General features: G+C 72.1%; 17 protein-coding genes and 1 tRNA gene. 2 read left to right on the plus strand and 16 right to left on the minus strand.

Going from position 1 to position 19,139, the window contains the following annotated elements; translation table 11 throughout:
• Positions 1–74: 74 nt before the first annotated feature.
• The 3 genes from prmC to rpmE all read right to left on the minus strand — a co-directional run bounded on the left by prmC (position 75) and on the right by rpmE (position 2,341).
• A complete protein-coding gene (gene prmC, locus JT1_RS09235; protein WP_068325286.1) occupies positions 75–947 on the minus strand; it encodes a peptide chain release factor N(5)-glutamine methyltransferase in 873 nt (290 codons plus the stop codon).
• Positions 944–2,032, minus strand: a complete 1,089-nt coding sequence (prfA, locus tag JT1_RS09240) for a peptide chain release factor 1 (protein WP_068325288.1) — start codon at positions 2,030–2,032, stop codon at positions 944–946. Before prfA ends, prmC begins: the two co-directional genes overlap by 4 nt.
• A 90-nt stretch (positions 2,033–2,122) precedes the next feature.
• Positions 2,123–2,341, minus strand: coding sequence for a 50S ribosomal protein L31 (gene rpmE / locus JT1_RS09245; protein ID WP_068325290.1), 219 nt, complete (start codon positions 2,339–2,341; stop codon positions 2,123–2,125).
• A 198-nt stretch (positions 2,342–2,539) separates the two neighbouring features.
• Between rpmE and JT1_RS09250 the strand changes: the two genes are divergently transcribed.
• Positions 2,540–3,106 (plus strand): GNAT family N-acetyltransferase, encoded by a 567-nt coding sequence (locus tag JT1_RS09250; protein WP_082807563.1) that lies wholly within the window; start codon positions 2,540–2,542, stop codon positions 3,104–3,106.
• Positions 3,107–3,109: 3 nt separating this feature from the next.
• Here JT1_RS09250 and JT1_RS18375 read toward each other — a convergent pair whose 3' ends face one another.
• The 7 genes from JT1_RS18375 to argS all read right to left on the minus strand — a co-directional run bounded on the left by JT1_RS18375 (position 3,110) and on the right by argS (position 12,008).
• Positions 3,110–3,253 carry a hypothetical protein gene (locus tag JT1_RS18375; RefSeq protein WP_169701929.1) on the minus strand — a complete coding sequence of 48 codons (144 nt, stop codon included), beginning with the start codon at positions 3,251–3,253 and terminating at the stop codon, positions 3,110–3,112.
• A 94-nt stretch (positions 3,254–3,347) separates the two neighbouring features.
• Positions 3,348–5,291, minus strand: a complete 1,944-nt coding sequence (gene rho, locus JT1_RS09255) for a transcription termination factor Rho (RefSeq protein ID WP_068325294.1) — start codon at positions 5,289–5,291, stop codon at positions 3,348–3,350.
• A 238-nt stretch (positions 5,292–5,529) separates the two neighbouring features.
• Positions 5,530–6,459: a homoserine kinase gene (gene thrB / locus JT1_RS09260; RefSeq protein WP_068325296.1), complete on the minus strand. Its 930-nt coding sequence runs from the start codon at positions 6,457–6,459 to the stop codon at positions 5,530–5,532.
• A 2-nt stretch (positions 6,460–6,461) separates the two neighbouring features.
• Positions 6,462–7,565: a threonine synthase gene (thrC, locus tag JT1_RS09265; protein WP_068325298.1), complete on the minus strand. Its 1,104-nt coding sequence runs from the start codon at positions 7,563–7,565 to the stop codon at positions 6,462–6,464.
• Positions 7,566–7,568: 3 nt separating this feature from the next.
• A complete protein-coding gene (locus JT1_RS09270; protein ID WP_068325300.1) occupies positions 7,569–8,885 on the minus strand; it encodes a homoserine dehydrogenase in 1,317 nt (438 codons plus the stop codon).
• Positions 8,882–10,345 (minus strand): diaminopimelate decarboxylase, encoded by a 1,464-nt coding sequence (gene lysA, locus JT1_RS09275; RefSeq protein ID WP_068325532.1) that lies wholly within the window; start codon positions 10,343–10,345, stop codon positions 8,882–8,884. Before lysA ends, JT1_RS09270 begins: the two co-directional genes overlap by 4 nt.
• A 19-nt stretch (positions 10,346–10,364) precedes the next feature.
• Positions 10,365–12,008, minus strand: a complete 1,644-nt coding sequence (gene argS, locus JT1_RS09280; RefSeq protein WP_068325302.1) for an arginine--tRNA ligase — start codon at positions 12,006–12,008, stop codon at positions 10,365–10,367.
• 95 nt (positions 12,009–12,103) lie between these two features.
• Here argS and JT1_RS09285 point away from each other — a divergent pair.
• Positions 12,104–12,176, plus strand: a tRNA-Arg gene (locus JT1_RS09285).
• Positions 12,177–12,303: 127 nt separating this feature from the next.
• Here JT1_RS09285 and JT1_RS17810 read toward each other — a convergent pair.
• The 6 genes from JT1_RS17810 to JT1_RS09310 form a co-directional block, all read right to left on the minus strand.
• Positions 12,304–12,447, minus strand: a complete 144-nt coding sequence (locus JT1_RS17810; protein ID WP_082807564.1) for a methionine/alanine import family NSS transporter small subunit — start codon at positions 12,445–12,447, stop codon at positions 12,304–12,306.
• A complete protein-coding gene (locus JT1_RS09290; protein WP_068325304.1) occupies positions 12,444–13,994 on the minus strand; it encodes a sodium-dependent transporter in 1,551 nt (516 codons plus the stop codon). Before JT1_RS09290 ends, JT1_RS17810 begins: the two co-directional genes overlap by 4 nt.
• 83 nt (positions 13,995–14,077) lie before the next feature.
• Complete coding sequence (locus JT1_RS09295; protein ID WP_068325306.1) at positions 14,078–15,238, minus strand: PucR family transcriptional regulator; 1,161 nt, start codon at positions 15,236–15,238, stop codon at positions 14,078–14,080.
• Positions 15,239–15,504: 266 nt separating this feature from the next.
• Positions 15,505–16,479 (minus strand): hypothetical protein, encoded by a 975-nt coding sequence (locus tag JT1_RS09300; RefSeq protein WP_068325308.1) that lies wholly within the window; start codon positions 16,477–16,479, stop codon positions 15,505–15,507.
• A gap of 164 nt (positions 16,480–16,643) precedes the next feature.
• Positions 16,644–17,675, minus strand: coding sequence for a hemolysin family protein (locus tag JT1_RS09305; RefSeq protein WP_068325310.1), 1,032 nt, complete (start codon positions 17,673–17,675; stop codon positions 16,644–16,646).
• Positions 17,672–18,994 (minus strand): hemolysin family protein, encoded by a 1,323-nt coding sequence (locus JT1_RS09310; RefSeq protein ID WP_068325312.1) that lies wholly within the window; start codon positions 18,992–18,994, stop codon positions 17,672–17,674. Before JT1_RS09310 ends, JT1_RS09305 begins: the two co-directional genes overlap by 4 nt.
• Positions 18,995–19,139 lie beyond the last annotated feature (145 nt).

Genomic DNA, 19,139 nt, shown 5'->3' on the forward strand with positions numbered 1-19,139 from the left:
ACATCCTCTGACAGCCCTCGGGACACGACGGGGCTCGGCCGACCGGCCGGGCCCCGTCGTCGTGCCCGGGGCGCTCAGGCCCGCCGGGCCGTCGTCGTGCGCGGCCGACCGGCGAGATCGGCGTGGTCGACCGCGTCGAGCCAGGCACCGGTGGCCGCGAGCGCACGCGGCAGCGACCGCCCCTGGCTGTCCGCGTGCTCCATGACGAGCAGCCCGCCGGGGCGCAGCAGCCGCGCAGCGGCGGCAGCGACCGCCAGCGGGATCGCGAGACCGTCCTCGCTGCCCCCGTAGAGCGCGATGTCGGGGTCGTGCTCGGCGACCTCCGGCTCGAGCGGCACCATGCCCGTCGGGATGTACGGAGGGTTGCTCACGACCACGTCGACCCGACCGACGAGGTCCGCGAGCCCGGGGACGCCGACCGGGTCGGCGGTGGCATCGGCGGCGACGAGCTCCACCGGCAGGCCGGTCGACTCGATGTTGCGCGCGGCCCAGGCCAGCGCGAGGTCGCTCACCTCGACGGCGGTCACCGACGCGGTCGGCGCCTCGTCGGCGACGGCCAGCGCGAGCGCGCCCGAGCCGGTGCACAGGTCGACGACGAGAGGGGCGTCGAGCCCGACGAGCGCCGCGAGCACGTGGTCGACGGCCTGCTCGGTCTCGGGTCGCGGGACGAAGACGCCCGGCCCGACGTGCAGCTCCAGGCGGCGGAAGGGGGCGGTGCCGGTGAGGTGCTGCAGCGGCAGCCGGGTGGCGCGCTCCTCGACGAGGCCGCCGAAGCGCTGGAGGAAGCCCTCGTCCGGCTCCCACCCCATGAGCAGGCGGCGCTCCACCTCACCCCGGTCGCAGCCGAGGGCGTGGGCGGCGAGGAGCAGGGCGTCGGTGCGCGGCGAGGGGACACCCGCCTCCGCCAACGAGGCGACCGCCAGGTCCACCTCACCGCGCAGCGTCACTCCCCGTCCCCCGCGAGGGCCGCCAGCTGCGCGTCCTCGTCGGCCTGCACGGCGGAGTCGACGACGGCGTCGAGGTCGCCGTCGAGGACGGCGTCGAGACGGTTGGCCTTGAAGCCGGTCCGGTGGTCGCTGATCCGGTTCTCCGGGAAGTTGTACGTGCGGATCCGCTCGGACCGGTCGACGGTGCGCACCTGCGAGGCGCGCGCCTCCTTGGCCTCGGCGGCCGCCTCGTCCATCGCCATCTGGTGCAGCCGAGCGCGCAGGACGCGCATCGCCGACTCCTTGTTCTGCAGCTGGGACTTCTCGTTCTGGCAGCTGACGACCGTGCCGGTCGGCAGGTGGGTGATCCGCACGGCCGAGTCGGTCGTGTTGACCGACTGGCCGCCCGGGCCGGAGCTGCGGTAGACGTCGATCTTCAGGTCGTTGGGGTGCAGGAGGTCCGTGTCGGTCGCCTCCTCGACCTCCGGCATGACCCAGACGCCCGCCGCGGACGTGTGGATGCGGCCCTGGCTCTCGGTGACGGGGACGCGCTGGACGCGGTGGACTCCCCCTTCGTACTTGAGGCGGGCCCACGGGGCGCTGCCCGGCTCGACCGCGCCCTTGGCGCTGATCGCGACGCGCACGTCCTTGTACCCACCGAGGTCGGAGTCGGTGGAGTCGAGGATCTGGGTCTTCCACCCGCGCTTCTCCGCGTGCCGCAGGTACATGCGCAGCAGGTCGCCGGCGAAGAGGGCCGACTCCTCTCCCCCTTCGCCCGCCTTGATCTCGAGGATCACGTCGCGGTCGTCGTCGGGGTCGCGCGGGACGAGCAGCCGGCGCAGCCGGTCCTCGAGGGCGGTGACCGTCTCCTCCAGGGCCGGGACCTCCACGGCGAAGGCCGCGTCCTCGGCGGCCAGCTCGCGCGCCGCCTCGAGGTCCCCGGTCGCCAGGTCGAGCTCGTGCTGAGCGGTCACGACCGGCGTGAGCTCCGCGTAGCGGCGGTTGACGGTGCGCAGCCGGTCGGGGTCACCGATGACCGCGGGGTCGGCGAGCGAGCGCTCGAGCTCGGCGTGCTCGGCGATCAGTGCCTCGACGGACTCGAGCACGGTGCCTCCTGGCGGGTCACGGGTGGGACAGCAGGTGGGGACACGAATGCGCCGGCCACCCCCGAGGGGCTGGCCGGCGCATCGTGCGGGTCAGTTGGCCGGAGCCTTCTGGCCGTAGCGCTTCTGGAAGCGGGCCACGCGACCACCGGTGTCCATGATCTTCTGCTTGCCCGTGTAGAACGGGTGGCACTGGCTGCAGACCTCGGCGCGGATCTGGCCGTCGCCCTTGGTGCTGCGGGTGGTGAAGGTGTTGCCGCAGGTGCACGAGACGGTCGTCATCTCGTAGGTGGGGTGGATGTCCTTCTTCACGTGGTGCTCCTCGGGTCGATGTCATCCGGGTCGACGCTGCGCCCCTGCTCGGGGCCGAACAGCTGCGGGCTCTGTGCCGCGTGCCGTGAACCGGACCAACCATGAATTGTGCCGCAGTGGTGGCACGGTGGTCAAAACACGCGGGTGGGCGCGGATGTTCCCGCTGGCCGCCCGTCGCCGCGCTGGCAGGATGGGCCCATGGCTCCACCCCGCCCCCGCCTGCCCCGTCGCCCCGCACGCGATCGACGAAGGGGGTCCACGCCCGGCCCCGTCGAGGGCTCGGTGATCCGCCCGGCGGTCGTCGGGGACATCGCGACGATCGTGGCGCTGCGGGCCCTGATGTTCGAGGCCATGGGCACCTCCACCGAGGAGGTGTCCGACATCCGGTGGCAGCAGGACTCCTCCCGGTGGCTGCAGCGTCGCCTCGCCGACGGGAGCACCCACGTCGTCGTCGCCGAGGCCAACGGCACGGTCGTCTCGTGCGCCATCGGCCAGGTCCTCGACCTGATGCCCTCGCCGACCCGCGCCGGCGCAGGGGGCCTGGTCACCAACATCGCGACCTTCCCCCGCCACCGTCGGCTGGGCTTCACCCACGCCGTCCTCGGGGCGCTGCTCGAGTGGTTCGAGGAGGAGACCGACGTCGAGGTCATCACGCTCAACGCCACCGAGGCGGGGCGGGACATCTACGAGAACTTCGGCTTCGAGCCCTCGCCCTTCCCCGAGATGCGTCGACGGGTCGAGCGGCCGGCCGCGACAGAGGACTGAGGCTCAGCGGCCGTCCCGGTCGGCACGACGGCGCACCCAGCGGGTCGCGATCCGTCGCAGGATCCACACGACGAGGCCGAGGACGACCGGTCCCACGGTGAGCCACAGGGCCGCACGCAGCATGGGGTCGGAGAGGTCGAGAGGCATGGTGGTCGTCATCCTAGGGGCTCTGCGTGGTGGCGGCACGACTCGGCCGGCGCCCCTCAGGGACGCCGGCCGGGTCGACGAATCGCGTTGACCGTCAGGCGGTCTCGTCCTCGTCGCCGAGCTTGATGGAGCTGGTCGCCGCGACCTGGGAGAGGAACTCGTAGTTCGTCTTGGTCTTGCGCAGCCGGTCCAGGAGCAGCTCGACACCCTGCTGGGTGTCGAGGGCCGCGAGGACCCGACGCAGCTTCCACATGATCCGCAGCTCCTCGGGCGCGAGGAGGATCTCCTCACGCCGGGTGCCGGAGCCGTTGACGTCGACGGCCGGGAAGATGCGCCGGTTCGCCAGGCCACGGTCGAGCTTGAGCTCCATGTTGCCCGTGCCCTTGAACTCCTCGAAGATCACCTCGTCCATGCGCGAGCCGGTCTCGACGAGTGCGGTCGCCAGGATCGTCAGCGAGCCGCCGTTCTCGATGTTGCGGGCGGCACCGAAGAACTTCTTCGGCGGGTAGAGCGCCGCGGAGTCGACACCACCGGACATGATGCGCCCGCTCGCCGGGGCGGCGAGGTTGTAGGCGCGACCCAGCTTGGTGATCGAGTCGAGGAGCACGACGACGTCGTGGCCCATCTCGACGAGGCGCTTGGCGCGCTCGATCGCGAGCTCGGCGACCGTCGTGTGGTCGTCGGCCGGGCGGTCGAAGGTGGAGGCGATGACCTCACCCTTGACCGCGCGCTGCATGTCGGTGACCTCCTCGGGACGCTCGTCCACGAGGACGACCATGAGGTGGCACTCCGGGTTGTTGGTCGTGATGGCGTTGGCGAGCGACTGCATGACCATCGTCTTGCCGGCCTTGGCCGGGGCGACGATGAGGCCGCGCTGGCCCTTGCCGATGGGGGCGACGAGGTCGATCATCCGGGTGGTGAGGATGTTGGACTCGGTCTCCAGGCGCAGCCGCTCCTGTGGGTACAGCGGCGTGAGCTTGCCGAACTCCACCCGACGCTTCGCGTCCTCGGGCGTCATCCCGTTGATCGTCTCGAGCTTGGCCAGCGGGTTGTACTTCCCGCGGTTGCCCTTGGTGCCGACGGTCGGCTGCTGCAGCTCCTCGCCCTCGCGGGTCGCCTTGACCTGACCGGTGACGGCGTCCCCCTTGCGCAGGCCGTTGCGCTTGACCATGCCGAGCGGTACGTAGACGTCGCCCGGGCCGGGCAGGTACCCCGAGGTGCGCACGAAGGCGTAGTTGTCGAGGACGTCGAGGATGCCCGCGACGGGGACGAGCACGTCGTCCTCGGAGATCTGCGGCTCGGTCTCGTCGAACTGCTGGCCGCCGCCGCGACGCTTGTCCCGGTTGCGGTTGCGGTTGCGGTTGCGGCTGCGACGGCCGCCGCGCTCGTCGTCGCCACCCTGGTCGTGGCGACCCTGCTGGTTGCGGTCGTCCTGGTTGCGGTCGCCCTGGTTGCGGTCGCCCTGGTTGCGGTCGCGGTTGCCGCCCTGGTCGTTGCCGCCCTGCTGGCGGTCGTTGCCGCCCTGGTTGCGGTCGCGGTTGCCACCCTGCTGGCGGTCGGTGCGCTCGCCCTGCTGGCGGTCGTTACCACCGCGGTCGCGGTCGGCGGAGCGCTCGCGGCCGCGGTCGGCCTGCTCGCGCTCGCCCTCCTGCTGCCCGGAGTCGGTCTGCCGGGCGCTCGGGGCCTCGGCAGGCGCCGTGGTGGCCGGGGCCTCGACGGCGGGCGCCTGGGCGGCCGACGCCTGGGTCGCCGGGGCCGTGTCGACGGGCACCTCAGCGGCACGCGTCGTCTCGGCGGGAGCCTTGTCAGCGCGCGGGGCGTCGCCGGCCGGGGCGGACGTGCGCGCCGGGGCGGACGAGCCGGACTGCCGCTCGCGGATGGCCGCGAGCAGGTCGCTCTTGCGCATCTTGGCGGTGCCGGTGATCCCCATGCTCGAGGCGAGCTGCTGGAGCTGGGCGAGGCGCATCGCGCTGAGAGCGCCGGAGCGGCGGGGCTGCTCAGCGGTCTCGGCGCTGGCGCCGGTGGTGGTGTCGGTCACGAAGGACCCTTTCCCTCGTAGGGCCAGCCGCACAGGGCGGGCCTGATGAGTCCCGTCAAGAGCGGGATGTGTGGTGAGATCCCCACGGCTGCGTGCCGGGCCCGGAGGCCGAGGGCACTCACGTGGGGGGAGCTCCGGGCCCTCATGTGCGACTCGACTGGTTCGTCGATGCACCGGACCTCGAAGGAGCATGGCCAATGTATCACTGCACCTGCCTGTAGCCGCATCGCGCGGCGCGTCAGACGAGGTGGACGCCCTCGGTGGGGACGCCGGGCGTGAGGACCTGCCAGCCGGCGGGGACGAGCGGGGCCACCCCGTCGACCCGCTCGTGGGTGGTGAGGACGAGGACGGAGGGGCCGGCGCCGGAGATCGTCGCGGCGTACCCGGCGCCGCGCAGCGCGTCGACGAGCGCCATGCTCGTCGGGTAGCTCGGGCGCCGCGCCTCCTGGTGGAGCAGGTCGGTCGTCGCCTCGACGAGCAGCTCGGGTGCGGCGGTGAGCGCGTGCACGAGCAGGCCCGTGCGCGCCGAGTTCGCCGCGGCGGTGCCGAGCGGCACGACCTCGGGCAGGACCGAGCGGGCCGTGTGCGTGCTGAGCGTCGCGTCCGGCACGAGCACGACGGGGACGATGTCCTCGTGCAGGCGAAGGGGGACGGTCCGGGTCCGCGGCATCGGCGAGCCCGCGGTGGTCACGGAGAGGGTCGCACCGCCGTAGACGCTGGCGGAGCTGTTGTCCGGGTGGCCCTCGAGCGCGGCGGCGATGGTGTTGACGACCTCGAGGTCGATCTCCTCCCCCGCGAGGGCGCCCCCGCGGACCGCGAGCGCGTGCGCCGCGGCGACGCCGGTGACGATCGCGGTCGCCGACGAGCCGAGCCCGCGACCGTGCGGCACGGTGTTGGTCGCGCTCAGCCGCAGCCCGGCCGGGACCGGCACGTCGAGGTGCTGCCACGCGGTGATGAGCGTGCGCACGACGAGGTGGCTCTCGTCGCGTGGGACCGACTCGGACCCCGACCCGGCGACCTCGACGACGAGCCCGGGCTCCTGCGTGACGGTGACGGTGCACTCGTCCCAGACGCCGAGCGCCATGCCGACGCAGTCGAAGCCCGGTCCGAGGTTGGCGCTGGACGCGGGCACCCTGAGGCTGACCGCGGTCCCCGGAGCGATCGTCACCCTCAGCCCTGCAGACCGAGCTCGCTGGCGATCGCGTAGGCCTCCGCCGGCACGCTGACCGGGGCGATGTCGCTGCCGTCGGCGTTCTTCAGCGCCCACTGCGGGTCCTTCAGTCCGTGACCGGTCACCGTGCAGACGATCGTCGCGTCGGCCGGGACGAGGCCGGTGGCCGAGGCCTTGAGCAGGCCGGCGACGGACGCCGCGGAGGCCGGCTCGACGAAGATCCCCTCGCGCGAGGACAGGAGACGGTGCGCCGCCAGGATCTCCTCGTCGGTGACCGCCTCGATGCGGCCGCCGGAGTCGTCGCGGGCCTCGACGGCCTGCTGCCACGAGGCCGGGTTGCCGATGCGGATCGCGGTGGCGATCGTGTCGGGCTCGTCGACCGGGTGACCGAGGACGATCGGCGCGGAGCCGGCGGCCTGGAAGCCCCACATCTGCGGCAGACGCGTCGCGACGGGCGCGAGCAGGCCGGACACCCCTTCGGTCTCGCTCGCGTACTCGCGGTAGCCGCGCCAGTACGCGGTGATGTTGCCGGCGTTGCCGACCGGCAGGCAGTGGATGTCCGGGGCATCGCCCAGGGCGTCGACGATCTCGAAGGAGGCGGTCTTCTGCCCCTCGATCCGCGCCGGGTTGACCGAGTTGACCAGCTCGACCGGGTAGGCCTCGGCGAGCTTGCGGGCGACGTCGAGGCAGTGGTCGAAGTTGCCGTCGACCTGCAGCAGGGTCGCGCCGTGGGCGATGGCCTGCGAGAGCTTGCCCATCGCGATCTTGCCCTCGGGGACGAGGACGGCGCAGGTCATGCCGGCCTTGGTGGCGTAGGCCGCGGCCGAGGCAGAGGTGTTGCCGGTCGAGGCGCAGATGACCGCCTTGGCGCCCTTGCCCGCCGCCATCGTCATCGCGGCCGTCATCCCGCGGTCCTTGAAGGAGCCGGTCGGGTTCAGGCCCTCGTACTTGACGTGCACCTGCGCGCCGACGAGCTCGCTGAGGTGCTCGGCGGGGATGAGGGGGGTCCCCCCTTCGCGCAGGGTGATGACCGGGGCCCCGGCCAGCATGGGGAGCCGGTCCGCGTACTCGGTGATGACGCCGCGCCACTGGTGGGCTGCCATGGATCAGTTCCCTTCAACACGCATGACGGAGGTGACCTCGTTGACCGTGTCGAGCCCGGCGAGCTCGTCGACGGTCGCGGAGAGCGCGGCGTCGGTCGCCGCGTGCGTGACGATGATGAGCATCGCCCGCGATACGTCCTGGTCGTCGGTGACGACCTGCTGGCGGACGGTCTCGATGGACACGCCCTGGCGGGCGAAGACGGTGGCCACGGCGGCGAGCACGCCCGGCTTGTCGGCGACCTCGAGGCTCACGTGGTAGCGCGTGATCGCCTGGCCGATGGGCAGGACGGGCAGCTCCGCGTAGGCGCTCTCCCCCGGCCCGCGACCGCCGAGGACCCGCGTGCGGGCGACGGCGACGATGTCGCCGAGGACCGCGCTGGCGGTCGGGTCGCCACCGGCGCCCTGGCCGTAGAACATCAGGTCACCGGCACCCTCCGCCTCGACGAAGACGGCGTTGTACGCCTCGCGCACCGAGGCGAGCGGGTGCGAGAGCGGGATGAGCGCGGGGTGGACGCGGGCCGAGATGCCCGGCCCGTCCGGGCCGTCGACCCGCTCGCAGATCGCGAGCAGCTTGACGACGCAGCCCATCTCGCGGGCAGCGGCGATGTCGCGGGCGCTCACCTCGGTGATGCCCTCGCGGTGCACGTCCGCGCTGGAGACCCGCGTGTGGAAGGCGAGCGAGGACAGGATCGCGGCCTTGGCGGCCGCGTCGAAGCCCTCGACGTCGGCCGTCGGGTCGGCCTCGGCGTAGCCGAGCGCCTGGGCGCGCTCGACCGTCTCGGTGAACCCGGCGCCGCTGGTGTCCATCGCGTCGAGGACGAAGTTGGTCGTGCCGTTGACGATGCCGATGACGCGGCGGATGGAGTCGCCCGCGAGCGAGTCGCGGATCGGCCGCAGGATCGGGATCGCGCCGGCGACGGCCGCCTCGTAGTACAGGTCGACGCCGTGCGCGGCCGCCGCGGCGTAGAGCGTCGGGCCGTCCTCGGCGAGCAGGGCCTTGTTGGCCGTGACGACGGACGCGCCGTGCTCCATGGCCGACAGGATCAGGCTGCGGGCCGGCTCGATGCCGCCGATGACCTCGACGACGATGTCGGCGCGGGTCACCAGCTCCTCGGCGTCGGTCGTGAAGAGCGCCGGGTCGACGCCGAGCTCGGAGCGGTCGCGGCCGGGGCGGCGCACCGCGATGCCGACGAGCTCGAGCGGCCGGCCGACCCGGTGGGCCAGGTCGTCGGCCTGCAGCGCCAGCTGGCGGGCGACGGCGCCGCCGACGACGCCTCCACCGAGGAGAGCGACACGAAGGGGGGCGGGCGCGGTGGTCATCGGACCTCCTGGGACGGACTGGGCTCGTCGACGTCGAGGGCGAGCAGGTCATCGATCGTCTCGCGACGCACGATGACCCGCGCCTGCCCCTCGCGCACGGCGAGGACCGGTGGACGCGGGGTGTGGTTGTACTGGTTGGACAGGCTGCGGCAGTACGCGCCGGTGCCGGGCACGGCGATGAGGTCGCCGGGGGCGATGTCGGCCGGGAGGTACTCGTCCATGACCACGATGTCGCCGCTCTCGCAGTGCCGCCCGACGACGCGCACGAGCCGCGGCGGCGCGCTCGAGGAGCGTCCGGCGAGCGTGCACGAGTAGTCGGCGCCGTAGAGGGCCGTGCGCACGTTGTCGCTCATGCCGCCGTCGACGCTCACGTAGGAGCGCACGGCGCCGTGGCCGAGCTCGACGTCCTTGACGGTGCCGACCTCGTAGAGCGTGAAGGCGCTCGGGCCGGCGATCGCGCGGCCGGGCTCGATGGAGATGCGGGGCAGCGCCGCGTCGGGGTGGCCGTCGCGGAACTCCTTGAGCTCGCGGTCGACGAGCTCGGCCATCTGGGTGCCGAGCTGCCCGGGCGTGAGCGGCTCGTGCTCGGAGGTGTAGGCGATGCCGTAGCCGCCGCCGAGGTCCATCTCCGGCATCGCGATGCCGTGCTCGTCGGCGACCTCGGTGTGCAGGGCGACGAGGCGGCGGGCGGCGATCTCGAAGCCGGAGACGTCGAAGATCTGGCTGCCGATGTGACTGTGCAGGCCGAGGAGGCGCAGGTGCTCCCCCTTCGCCACGATCGCGTCGATCGCGGCCCGGGCCTGGCCGCCGGCGAGGGAGAAGCCGAACTTCTGGTCCTCGTGGGCGGTGGCGATGAACTCGTGGGTGTGCGCCTCGACGCCGACGGTGACGCGCACCATGACCGGGGCGACGACACCGAGCTCGGCGGCGAGCGCCGCGACCCGGTCGATCTCCTCGAAGGAGTCGACGACGATGCGACCGACGCCGTACTCGAGCGCGCGGCGCAGCTCGGCGACGCTCTTGTTGTTGCCGTGCAGCGCGATCCGCTCGGGCGGGAAGCCGACGCGCTGCGCCACGGCGAGCTCGCCGCCGCTGCAGGTGTCGAGGTTCAGGCCCTCGTCCATGACCCAGCGGGCGACCGCGGAGCACAGGAAGGCCTTGCCGGCGTAGTAGACGTCCGCGCCGGCCACGGCCTCGAAGGGGGCGGTGAAGTCGTCGCGGAAGGCCCGGGCCCGCGCCCGGAAGTCGTCCTCGTCGACGACGTACGCCGCGGTGCCGAAGTCCCGGGCGAGGTCGGTCACGGGCACGCCCGCGACGGTGAGCACACCGCTGCCGTCGCGCCCGATGTTGACCGGCCACAGCTGCGGGAGCAGCTCCATGACGTCCTGCGGGAAGGGCAGCCACTGCGGTGCCGCGCCGTAGCCCTCGGCATGGAGGATGCCGGCCTCGTGGGCCCTCATGTTGGTCGCCATGCCGACCTCACATCCGCTCGGGCGCGGAGACGCCGAGCAGGTCGAGGCCGTTGGCGAGCACCTGGCGGGTCGCGTCGTTGAGCCACAGGCGGGTGCGGTGGGTGTCCGTGATCTCCTCGTCCGAGCGCGGGCGCACGCGGCAGGTGTCGTACCACTTGTGGAAGTGGCCGGCGAGGTCCTCGAGGTAGCGCGCGACCCGGTGCGGCTCGCGCAGCTCGGCGGCGTGCGCGACGACCCGGGGGAAGTCGCCGAGCGCCGCGAGCAGCGTCGCCTCGGTCGGGTCGGACAGCAGGCTCGGGTCGAAGCCGGCCGAGCGGTCGACGCCGTCCTCGGCCGCGAGGCGGGCGACGTTGGAGGTGCGGGCGTGGGCGTACTGCACGTAGAAGACCGGGTTGTCGTTGGTCTGCTTGCGCAGCTCCTCGCCGTCCAGGCTGAGCGGCGAGTCCGCGGGGTACCGGGCGAGCGAGTAGCGCACCGCGTCGGTGCCGATCCAGGAGACGAGGTCGCGCAGCTCGATGATGTTGCCGGCGCGCTTGGACAGCTTGGCCCCACCCAGGTTGACCAGCTGGCCGATACGGATCTCGATGTTGGTCGCCGGGTCGTCGCCGGCGCAGGCGGCGATCGCCTTGAGCCGGCTGACGTAGCCGTGGTGGTCGGCGCCGAGCAGGTAGATCTTCTCGGGGAACCCGCGGTCCTTCTTGCTCAGGTAGTACGCGGCGTCGGCGGCGAAGTAGGTCGGCACCCCGTCGGCCCGGATGAGCACGCGGTCCTTGTCGTCGCCGAAGTCGGTCGTGCGCAGCCACACGGCGCCGTCCCGGTCGTCGACGTGCCCCTGCTCGCGCAGCCGCGCGATCGCGGACTCGACCGCTCCCCCTTCGTGCAGGGTCTGCTCGGAGAACCAGACGTCGAAGTGCACGCCGAAGTCCTCGAGGGTCGAGCGGATGTCGGCGAGCTGGGCCTCGTAGCCGAGCCGGCGGGCGGTGGCCAGCTGCTCGTCGGCGGGCAGCTGCAGCAGGTCGGGACGAGCACGAAGGGCGGTCGCCGCCAGGTCGTCGACGTAGGGACCCGGGTACCCGCCCTCGGGGGTGGGCTCCCCCTTCGCCCGAGCGACGATCGAGGCGCCGAAGTTGTCCATCTGCGCGCCCGCGTCGTTGATGTAGTACTCGGCGGTGACGTCGGCCCCGGAGGCCGCGAGGAGCCGGCGCATCGCGTCACCGAGCGCGGCCCAGCGGGTGTGGCCGATGTGCAGCGGGCCGGTGGGGTTGGCGGAGATGAACTCGATGTTGATCGTGTGCCCGGCCATGGCCTCGTTGTGCCCGTAGACCGCGCCGGCCTCGACGATGCTGCGGGCGAGCTCCCCCGCGGACGCCGCGTCGAGGGTGATGTTGATGAACCCCGGCCCGGCGATCTCGAGGTCGGCGATGCCGGGGTGGGCGCGCAGCCGCTCGGCGAGGACCGCAGCGACGTCGCGGGGCTTCATGCCGGCGGGCTTGGCCAGCTGCATGGACAGGTTGCTCGTCCAGTCGCCGTGGCCCTTCTGCTTGGGTCGCTCCACGCGGATCTCGGCGGGCACCTCGACGCTCAGCTCGCCGGTCTCGACGGCGGCGGTCAGGGCGGCACGGATCGCTGCGGAAAGCTCTTCGGGGGTCACGGTCGCCCAGTCTAGGTGCGCGGTGTCCGTGCCCGGTGCGCCGGTCGATTCTCGGGACTGGCCTGCCCGGTGCTAACCTCACCGGGCACAATCCCGCCTCCGTAGCTCAGGGGATAGAGCACTGGTTTCCGGTACCAGGGGCCGCAGGTTCGAATCCTGCCGGGGGCGCGTTCTTCCGAGGGGCCGCCAGCACCAGCTGGCGGCCCTTCGTCATGCCCGGGCGCGCCATGACTAAGGGGGGTCGGACGACGTGGTGTCGTCCGGCCCCCCTTCGCTCCCTCGTGGGGAGGTCTCGTCAGAGGTCGCGGTGGATCTCGAACTCGCGGATGTCGTCCACCGCGGAGTCACCCCGCTTGAGCAGGTTGACGATCGCGAGGACGAGGCCGCCCCAGATGACGAGGATCGAGATGATCATCATGATGATGGCCGTCGTGGTCATGGGTTTTCACCCCCGTCGACGAGGACGTCGGGTGCGTCGTCGAGCGACACGTCGCCCCGCCACGGCAGCAGCGAGAGCAGGATCGCCAGGATCGGCAGGGCGATGACCATGCCCCAGCCGAAGACGCCCAGCAGGTCGGCCGGGTACTTCTCGTAGGGCGCGTCGAGCTTCGCCGTGAGCTCCTGCCACAGCATGACGACGAGCAGCAGCGGGATGACCACGGCGATGAGGGCCGGCCACCAGCCCTTGAGCTTGATCGAGCTGCGCGCGTCGAGGTGGGCGCGCAGCAGACCGAGCTTGCGGAAGGCGTAGGTCACGGCCAGCATCATCACGGCCGCGACGGCGATGATGCCGAAGCTGTTGACGAAGGCGTCCATCGTGTCGAGCACGTAGATGCCGCCGGTGGTCGAGAACATCAGGATGCTCACGGCAGCCATCGGCACACCGACGACGAAGGTCGCCGCCCGGCGCGAGATGCCGACCTTGTCGCGGACGGCGCCGATGACGACCTCGACGATCGAGATGAGCGAGGTCAGGCCGGCCAGCAGCAGTGCGCCGAAGAAGAGCACGCCGATGACGAGGCCACCGGGCGCCTCGTTGATGATCGTCGGGAAGGCGACGAAGGCCAGGCCGATGCCGTTGGCGACGACCTCGCTGACCTCCTTGCCCGCGGCCTGCGCCATGAAGCCCAGCGCGGCGAAGACACCGATGCCGGCGAGCAGCTCGAAGCCGGAGTTGGAGAAGCCGACGACCGCGCCGGAGCCGGTCATGTCGGTCTTGCGGTCGACGTAGCTGGAGTACGTGATCATGATGCCGAAGCCGACGGAGAGGCTGAAGAAGATCTGCCCGACGGCCGAGATCCACACGCTGCCGTGCGTCAGCGCGCCCCAGTCGGGGGTGAAGAAGGCGTTGAGCCCGTCCATGGCCCCGTCGAGCGTGAGCGCCTGGGCGACGAGCACGATGAAGGCGAGGATGAGCACGGGGATGAAGATGACGGCGGTGCGGCCGATGCCGGTCTGGACACCCAGCGCGAGGACGCCGATCGTCACGACCCAGACGAGCACCATCGTGATGAGGATGCCGGGGACGAAGTCGAAGGTCGGCCCGGGCTCGGGCGCGGCCTGGAGGTAGTCACCGAAGAAGTAGGCCTCCGGGTCGGCGCCCCAGCCCTTGGTGAAGGACAGCAGCGTGTACTTCGCGGCCCAGGCGAGGATCGCGGCGTAGTAGACGGCGATGACGGTGCAGATGAGCACCTGCCACCAACCGAGCCACTCCGCGCCACGGTGCAGCCGGCGAAGGGAGAGGGGGGCCGACCCGCGGAAGCGGTGGCCGATCGCGTAGTCGAGGTAGAGCAGCGGGATGCCTGCGAAGAGCAGCGCGCACAGGTACGGGATGATGAAGGCGCCGCCGCCCCCTTCGTAGGCCACGTAGGGGAAGCGCCAGATGTTGCCCAGCCCGACGGCTGATCCGATCGCGGCGAAGATGAAGACCCTGCGTGATGAGAAGCCCTCTCTGGGCTTCACCTCTGTGGTCTCTGTGCTGGACATGCTCACACTCCTGGTCGATGCGGAGAACCCCAGCATGCTCCAGCATCGCGGCCAGATGTGGCGGGCGCCACGCCGATCGCGCCTCAGGGGACCTGCCAGGCCTCGCTCACGGACATCGCGGTCAGCAGGACGAGCAGCTCGGCACGCACGTGCGGCTCATCGAGCTCGTCGGCGAGCAGGTCCTTGAGCCGGTTGATCCGGTGGCTCACGGTCTGCGGGTGCACGCCGAGGGCCTCGGCGACGCTCGGCCGATGGCCCCAGTGCCGCAGCCATGACAGGAGCGTCGCCAGGAGCATGGCCCGCTGGTCGCTCGGGAGGTCGTCGAGCTCGCTGAGGTGGGTCCGCCGCAGCGAGTCGCAGACGACCTGGTCGGCGCTGCAGGCGATCTCGAGCATCAGGTCGTCGGCGAAGGTCGCCTCCGCCGAGCCCAGGCCCAGCTGCTGCGCCCGGAAGGCCAGGTCGAGCGAGGCGGCCGCGTCGAGCATCGGCACGGCGGGTCCGACGGCGCACCGGTGCCCGCGCAGGAGGGGACGAAGGGTGGTCGCCAGCTGGTCCTCGGCCACCGGGTGGAGCAGCACGACGTCGCGGCTGCGCGGGTAGTAGGCGACCTGGCACTCGGACTCGCGGCGGATCTGCGCCGCGGACTCGGGCGAGGTGATGATCGCGCACACGACCGCGTCGTCGTCCCACCCGCACTCGTGGGCCAGGACGAGCGCGCCGTCGTCACCGTGGAGGAGCACTCCCCCGAGCCGGCGGGCGGCCTCGTCCTCCGCGCTCGGCGGGGTGCCGGCGGTCGCGTACCCGGCGCGTGCGGCCGCGACGACCTCTTCGCCCCCGACGAAGATGCGGTCGAGGAGGTCGAGCAGGGCCTCGTGGTCCACGCCCGGGCCCTGGGCGAGCAGCGAGCGGTGCACGTGGCCGTGCGTCAGGCGCGTCGACAGGCGGATGCCCGCGGCCAGGGTCTCGAAGTCCAGACCGGCCCGGGCGCACTCGGCGCCGACGCCCACCCAGATGCTGCCCGGCTCGCTGATCCGCGCGACCTGTCCCTGCGCCACGTACTGCAGGAACCGGCGGGCGAGCTCGTGCACGTCGCCGGGCCACTGGTGGCGCGCCGGCAGCGGGTGGATGCCGAGCTCCTCACCGACCCGTTCGATGAGCACACTCGTGAGCTCCCCCAGGTCCACCAGACCCACGAGATCGAGCAGCTCGCCGGTGCCCTGCACCCGCTCGTCGACCTGGCCCATCCCCTCGCGCCTCCCTCACGCCCTCCACCGGCCGGGTGACCGGGTGCGCTGATTATCCGCGATGACGAATCCCACCGCCCCTGTCACGTCGTGCTAATCGCCTGGCCCCCCTTCGCCTCCTCGAGCAGATGCGTGCCGGGCCGCGACGACGGATGCTGGTGGGAGCAGCACCGGGGGCCCATCCGCAGGGGACGCAGGACCCCGGTGCTGTCCCCCTATCTGGCCCGCTCCTGCGTGGTGGGTCACGTCGTGCAGCAAAACCTCGGTCATGGTGCATCAGGTGACCCACCTCGGGCGGTCGCGCACCGTGAGGGAGCGGGCCCCAACAGCCCGGGCGCCCGCGCGACCTCGGCCAGCTGCGCCCGTGTCGGCTGGACCCCCACGGCTGCAGCCATGCGTTCGACGAGCCGGACGCGGCGGGCCCGGCGGTAGTAGTCGTCCTTGGTGAAGTCGACGTACACCCAGCCCTCCGCCTCGAGCGAGCGACGGCGGACGAGGTCCTTGTCGCCGCGCCGGTACCCCTGGAAGTGGACGGCCCCCTGGTACTCCCCCACGGTCCTGGCCTCGCGCCACACGAGGTCACCCTCGGCGAGCCACCCGCCCCGGGCGTCGAAGATCGGGACATTGAGCTCCGGCTCCGGCAGCCCGCCACGCACGAAGAGGACCCGCGAGCGCGTCTCCATCGGCGAGGCCGAGCCGACCCGGACCCAGCGCAGGGCCTCACGCACCCGTTGGCGGTGGGTCCTGGCCCGGGGCGACCCCGCGACCAGCGGCGCCACCGACTCGAGTCGTCGCGCCACCGCGTCCCCCACGACGACCAGCTCGTCGAGGGTGAGGAGCGGGGCGAGGTCGAGCCAGGTGTCGACGAGGGTGGTGGCCCGCTGTCCGCCGACCTCGGTGGTCTCCCGCAGCTCGAGCCCGCGATGACCGATCAGTCCCGGTCTGCGCACCCTGGACCCTGCGCTCATGACGTGGATCTCGTCGTGCCCGCACTGCAGCGGCACCGGCAGGCCGTGCAGCACCGCGGCCGAGCAGTGCGACAGCGCGAACCCGTCCGAGCGCACGAGCCTCAGCGCCTCGGCCCGCTCCGTCAGCGTGGTCGGCAGGACGTGGCTGCGCACCCCGCGGTAGGGGTTGGGGAGCGCCCGCAGGCTGCTCATCTTGGCGCCGTCACGGGTGGCGGCCGCCACCGCGAAGGTCCCGGCCGTGTACGGCTCGGGCAGGTCGAGGGGTCTGGGCATCCCCACAGGGTGCCGAGTTCACGGGGTGCGGCCGCTGAGTTCTCCACATCCCCCCTTCCCCCATCGCGTAGAGGGTCACGTCGTGCACAAAAAACGTGATCTTGGTGCATGACGTGACCCTCTACCGGGGTTGGGGTGGGTCCGCGGGGCGCGGGCGAAGGGGGTCACCCCCGCTGCGTGGAGTCCGTCACCTCTCCCACGAGCTCCTCGATGACGTCCTCGAGGAAGACGACGCCGAGGACGACACCCTCTTCGTCGCTGACCCGGGCCAGGTGGGTGCCCGTGCGCTGCATGGTCGCGAGCACGTCCTCGACCTCGTCGCTCGGGCGGACCGTGGCCATGCGGCGCAGGCGTTTGCGGGGCACCGGCTCGCTGCGCTCGGTCTCGTCGGCGTAGAGGACGTCCTTGAGGTGGAGGTAGCCGGTGAGCTCTCCCCCTTCGTCGACCGTCGGGTAGCGCGAGAACCCGTGCTTGGCGACGAGCCGCTCGATGTCGTCCGGGGTGGCGTCGCGCGGGACGGTCACGAGGTCGGCGACCGGCACGCCCACGTCGGCGGCGTCCTTGTCGGAGAACTCGAGGGCGGCGCCGACGAGCCCGTACTTCTCGGTCTCGACGAGCCCCTCCCGGTGGGACTCCCTGACGATGTGCTGGACCTCCTCGGCGGTGAAGGCCGCACCGACCTCGTCCTTGGGGTCGATGCCCATCGCCCGGACGAAGGCCTTGGACACCCAGTCCATCGCGAGGATGATCGGCTTGGCGACCTTCATGACCTGCATGAGCGGGGGCACGAGGATCGTCGCCGACTTCTCCGGGCCGGCGATCGCGAGGTTCTTGGGGACCATCTCGCCGACCACGACGTGCAGGTAGACGACGACGAGGATCGCCAGGACGAGCGAGGTCGCGTCGGTGAAGGCGTCCGGCACACCGATGCGCTCCATGACGGGGTGCAGCGCGTGGTGCAGCGCCGCCTCGGAGATGGCACCCAGGAGCACCGAGCAGATGGTGATGCCGAGCTGGCAGGTGGCCAGCAGGACGCCGGTGTGCTGCAGGGCCTCGACGGCGATGGCCGCCCGCTTGTTGCCGGCGTCGGCGAGGGGTTCGAGCTGCGAGCGCCGCGCGGACATCGCGGCGAACTCGGCGCCCACGAAGAAGGCATTGGCCAGCAGGAGCGCCGCGGTGATGAGCACGGTGGTCATGCCGGCTCACCCCCTTCGTCGCTCGTGGCGTCCGTCTCGACGAACCGCAACCGGTCCACACGACGGGTGTCCATGTCGGCCACCGTGACCTGCCAGCCCTCGAGCTCGACGACGTCGCCGACCTCGGGCACCCGGCCCAGCTCGGCCATGACCCAGCCGCCGACGGTCTCGTAGGACGAGCCTTCGGGCACGGGCGCGCCGATGCGGTCACGCACCTCGTCGGGGCGCCACAGCCCGGGCACGGTCCAGACACCGTCGCCGAGCGCGCGGCCGGTCGTCTGCGCCTTGTCGTGCTCGTCGTTGACCTCGCCGACGATCTCCTCGACGAGGTCCTCGAGCGTCACCACGCCCGCGGTGCCGCCGTACTCGTCGACGACGACGCCCATCTGCAGGCCCGAGTCGCGCAGCTGGATGAGCAGCGGGTCCAGGCGCAGGGTCTCGGGGACGACGACGGGGTCGATCATCAGCGCGGAGATCGGCACGGACGCGCGACGCTCGTGCGGCACAGCGATGGCGCGCTTGACGTGGACGACGCCGTCGATGTCGTCCCAGTCCTCACCCGTGACGGGGAAGCGCGAGTGGCCCGTGCTGCGCGCGAGCGCGACGAGGTCCTCGGCGGAGGCGGTGCGGTCGATCGAGGTGGCACGGTTGCGCGGAGTCATGACGTCGGCGGCGGTCTGGTCGCCGAAGCCGAGCGAGCGGGTCACCAGGCGCGCCGTCCCGGAGTCGAGCGTGCCGGCCTCGACAGAGGTGCGCACGAGCGAGGCGAGCTCGGCGGGGCTGCGGGCGGCGGACAGCTCCTCCTGCGGCTCGACGCCCAGGCGGTGGAGCACCCAGTTGGCGCTGCCGTTGAGGATGAAGATCAGCGGCTTGAAGAGCACACCGATGATGCGCATCGGCAGCGCGACGACCTTGGCCGTGGCGAGCGGCGCCGAGACGGCGAGGGTCTTGGGCACCATCTCGCCGAGGATCATCGAGAACGCGGTGGCGATGACCAGCGCGAGCCCGGACGCCGTGGAGCCGGCGACGGCCTCGGACATGCCGGCCGCCTCCAGCCCGGGCGAGATGAGCGCGCCGATCGCCGGGTTCGCGATGAAACCGAGGGCGAGCGTGGTGACCGTGATGCCGATCTGGCACGCGGACAGCAGCGTGGAGAGGGTGCGAAGGGAGGTGAGGACCGGCTTGGCCGCGGTGTCCCCGTTGTCGACGGCCCGCTGCACGGAGGGGCGGTCGAGGGCCACGAGCGAGAACTCGGCGGCGACGAAGAGGGCGGTACCGAGGGTCAGGACGAGGGCGAGGACGAGGAGACCGATGGTCATGGTCCGTCGGATTCTACGGGGCGTCCCCCACCGCTCCCTGAGACTCCCCGCCCAGCGCTCCCTGAGGAGGTCGCGCAGCGACCGTCTCGAAGGGGGCGCCGGCCCCGCGCACGCTCCACCCACCGCTCCCTGAGGAGGTCGCGCA

The sequence above is a fragment of the Janibacter terrae NBRC 107853 genome, assembly GCF_001591405.1.
Lineage (GTDB): Bacteria > Actinomycetota > Actinomycetes > Actinomycetales > Dermatophilaceae > Janibacter > Janibacter terrae.

What these genes read in the sequence shown, in the direction of transcription:
- JT1_RS17810 (WP_082807564.1), bottom strand. Translation starts at nt 12,447, where the DNA reads ATGACCACGACGGCCATCATCATGATGATCATCTCGATCCTCGTCATC.
- thrC (WP_068325298.1), bottom strand. Translation starts at nt 7,565, where the DNA reads ATGGCAGCCCACCAGTGGCGCGGCGTCATCACCGAGTACGCGGACCGG.
- JT1_RS09295 (WP_068325306.1), bottom strand. Translation starts at nt 15,238, where the DNA reads ATGGGCCAGGTCGACGAGCGGGTGCAGGGCACCGGCGAGCTGCTCGAT.
- JT1_RS18375 (WP_169701929.1), bottom strand. Translation starts at nt 3,253, where the DNA reads ATGCCTCTCGACCTCTCCGACCCCATGCTGCGTGCGGCCCTGTGGCTC.
- JT1_RS09305 (WP_068325310.1), bottom strand. Translation starts at nt 17,675, where the DNA reads ATGACCACCGTGCTCATCACCGCGGCGCTCCTGCTGGCCAATGCCTTC.
- JT1_RS09290 (WP_068325304.1), bottom strand. Translation starts at nt 13,994, where the DNA reads ATGTCCAGCACAGAGACCACAGAGGTGAAGCCCAGAGAGGGCTTCTCA.
- JT1_RS09310 (WP_068325312.1), bottom strand. Translation starts at nt 18,994, where the DNA reads ATGACCATCGGTCTCCTCGTCCTCGCCCTCGTCCTGACCCTCGGTACC.
- JT1_RS09250 (WP_082807563.1), top strand. Translation starts at nt 2,540, where the DNA reads ATGGCTCCACCCCGCCCCCGCCTGCCCCGTCGCCCCGCACGCGATCGA.
- JT1_RS09270 (WP_068325300.1), bottom strand. Translation starts at nt 8,885, where the DNA reads ATGACCACCGCGCCCGCCCCCCTTCGTGTCGCTCTCCTCGGTGGAGGC.
- lysA (WP_068325532.1), bottom strand. Translation starts at nt 10,345, where the DNA reads ATGAGGGCCCACGAGGCCGGCATCCTCCATGCCGAGGGCTACGGCGCG.
- JT1_RS09300 (WP_068325308.1), bottom strand. Translation starts at nt 16,479, where the DNA reads ATGCCCAGACCCCTCGACCTGCCCGAGCCGTACACGGCCGGGACCTTC.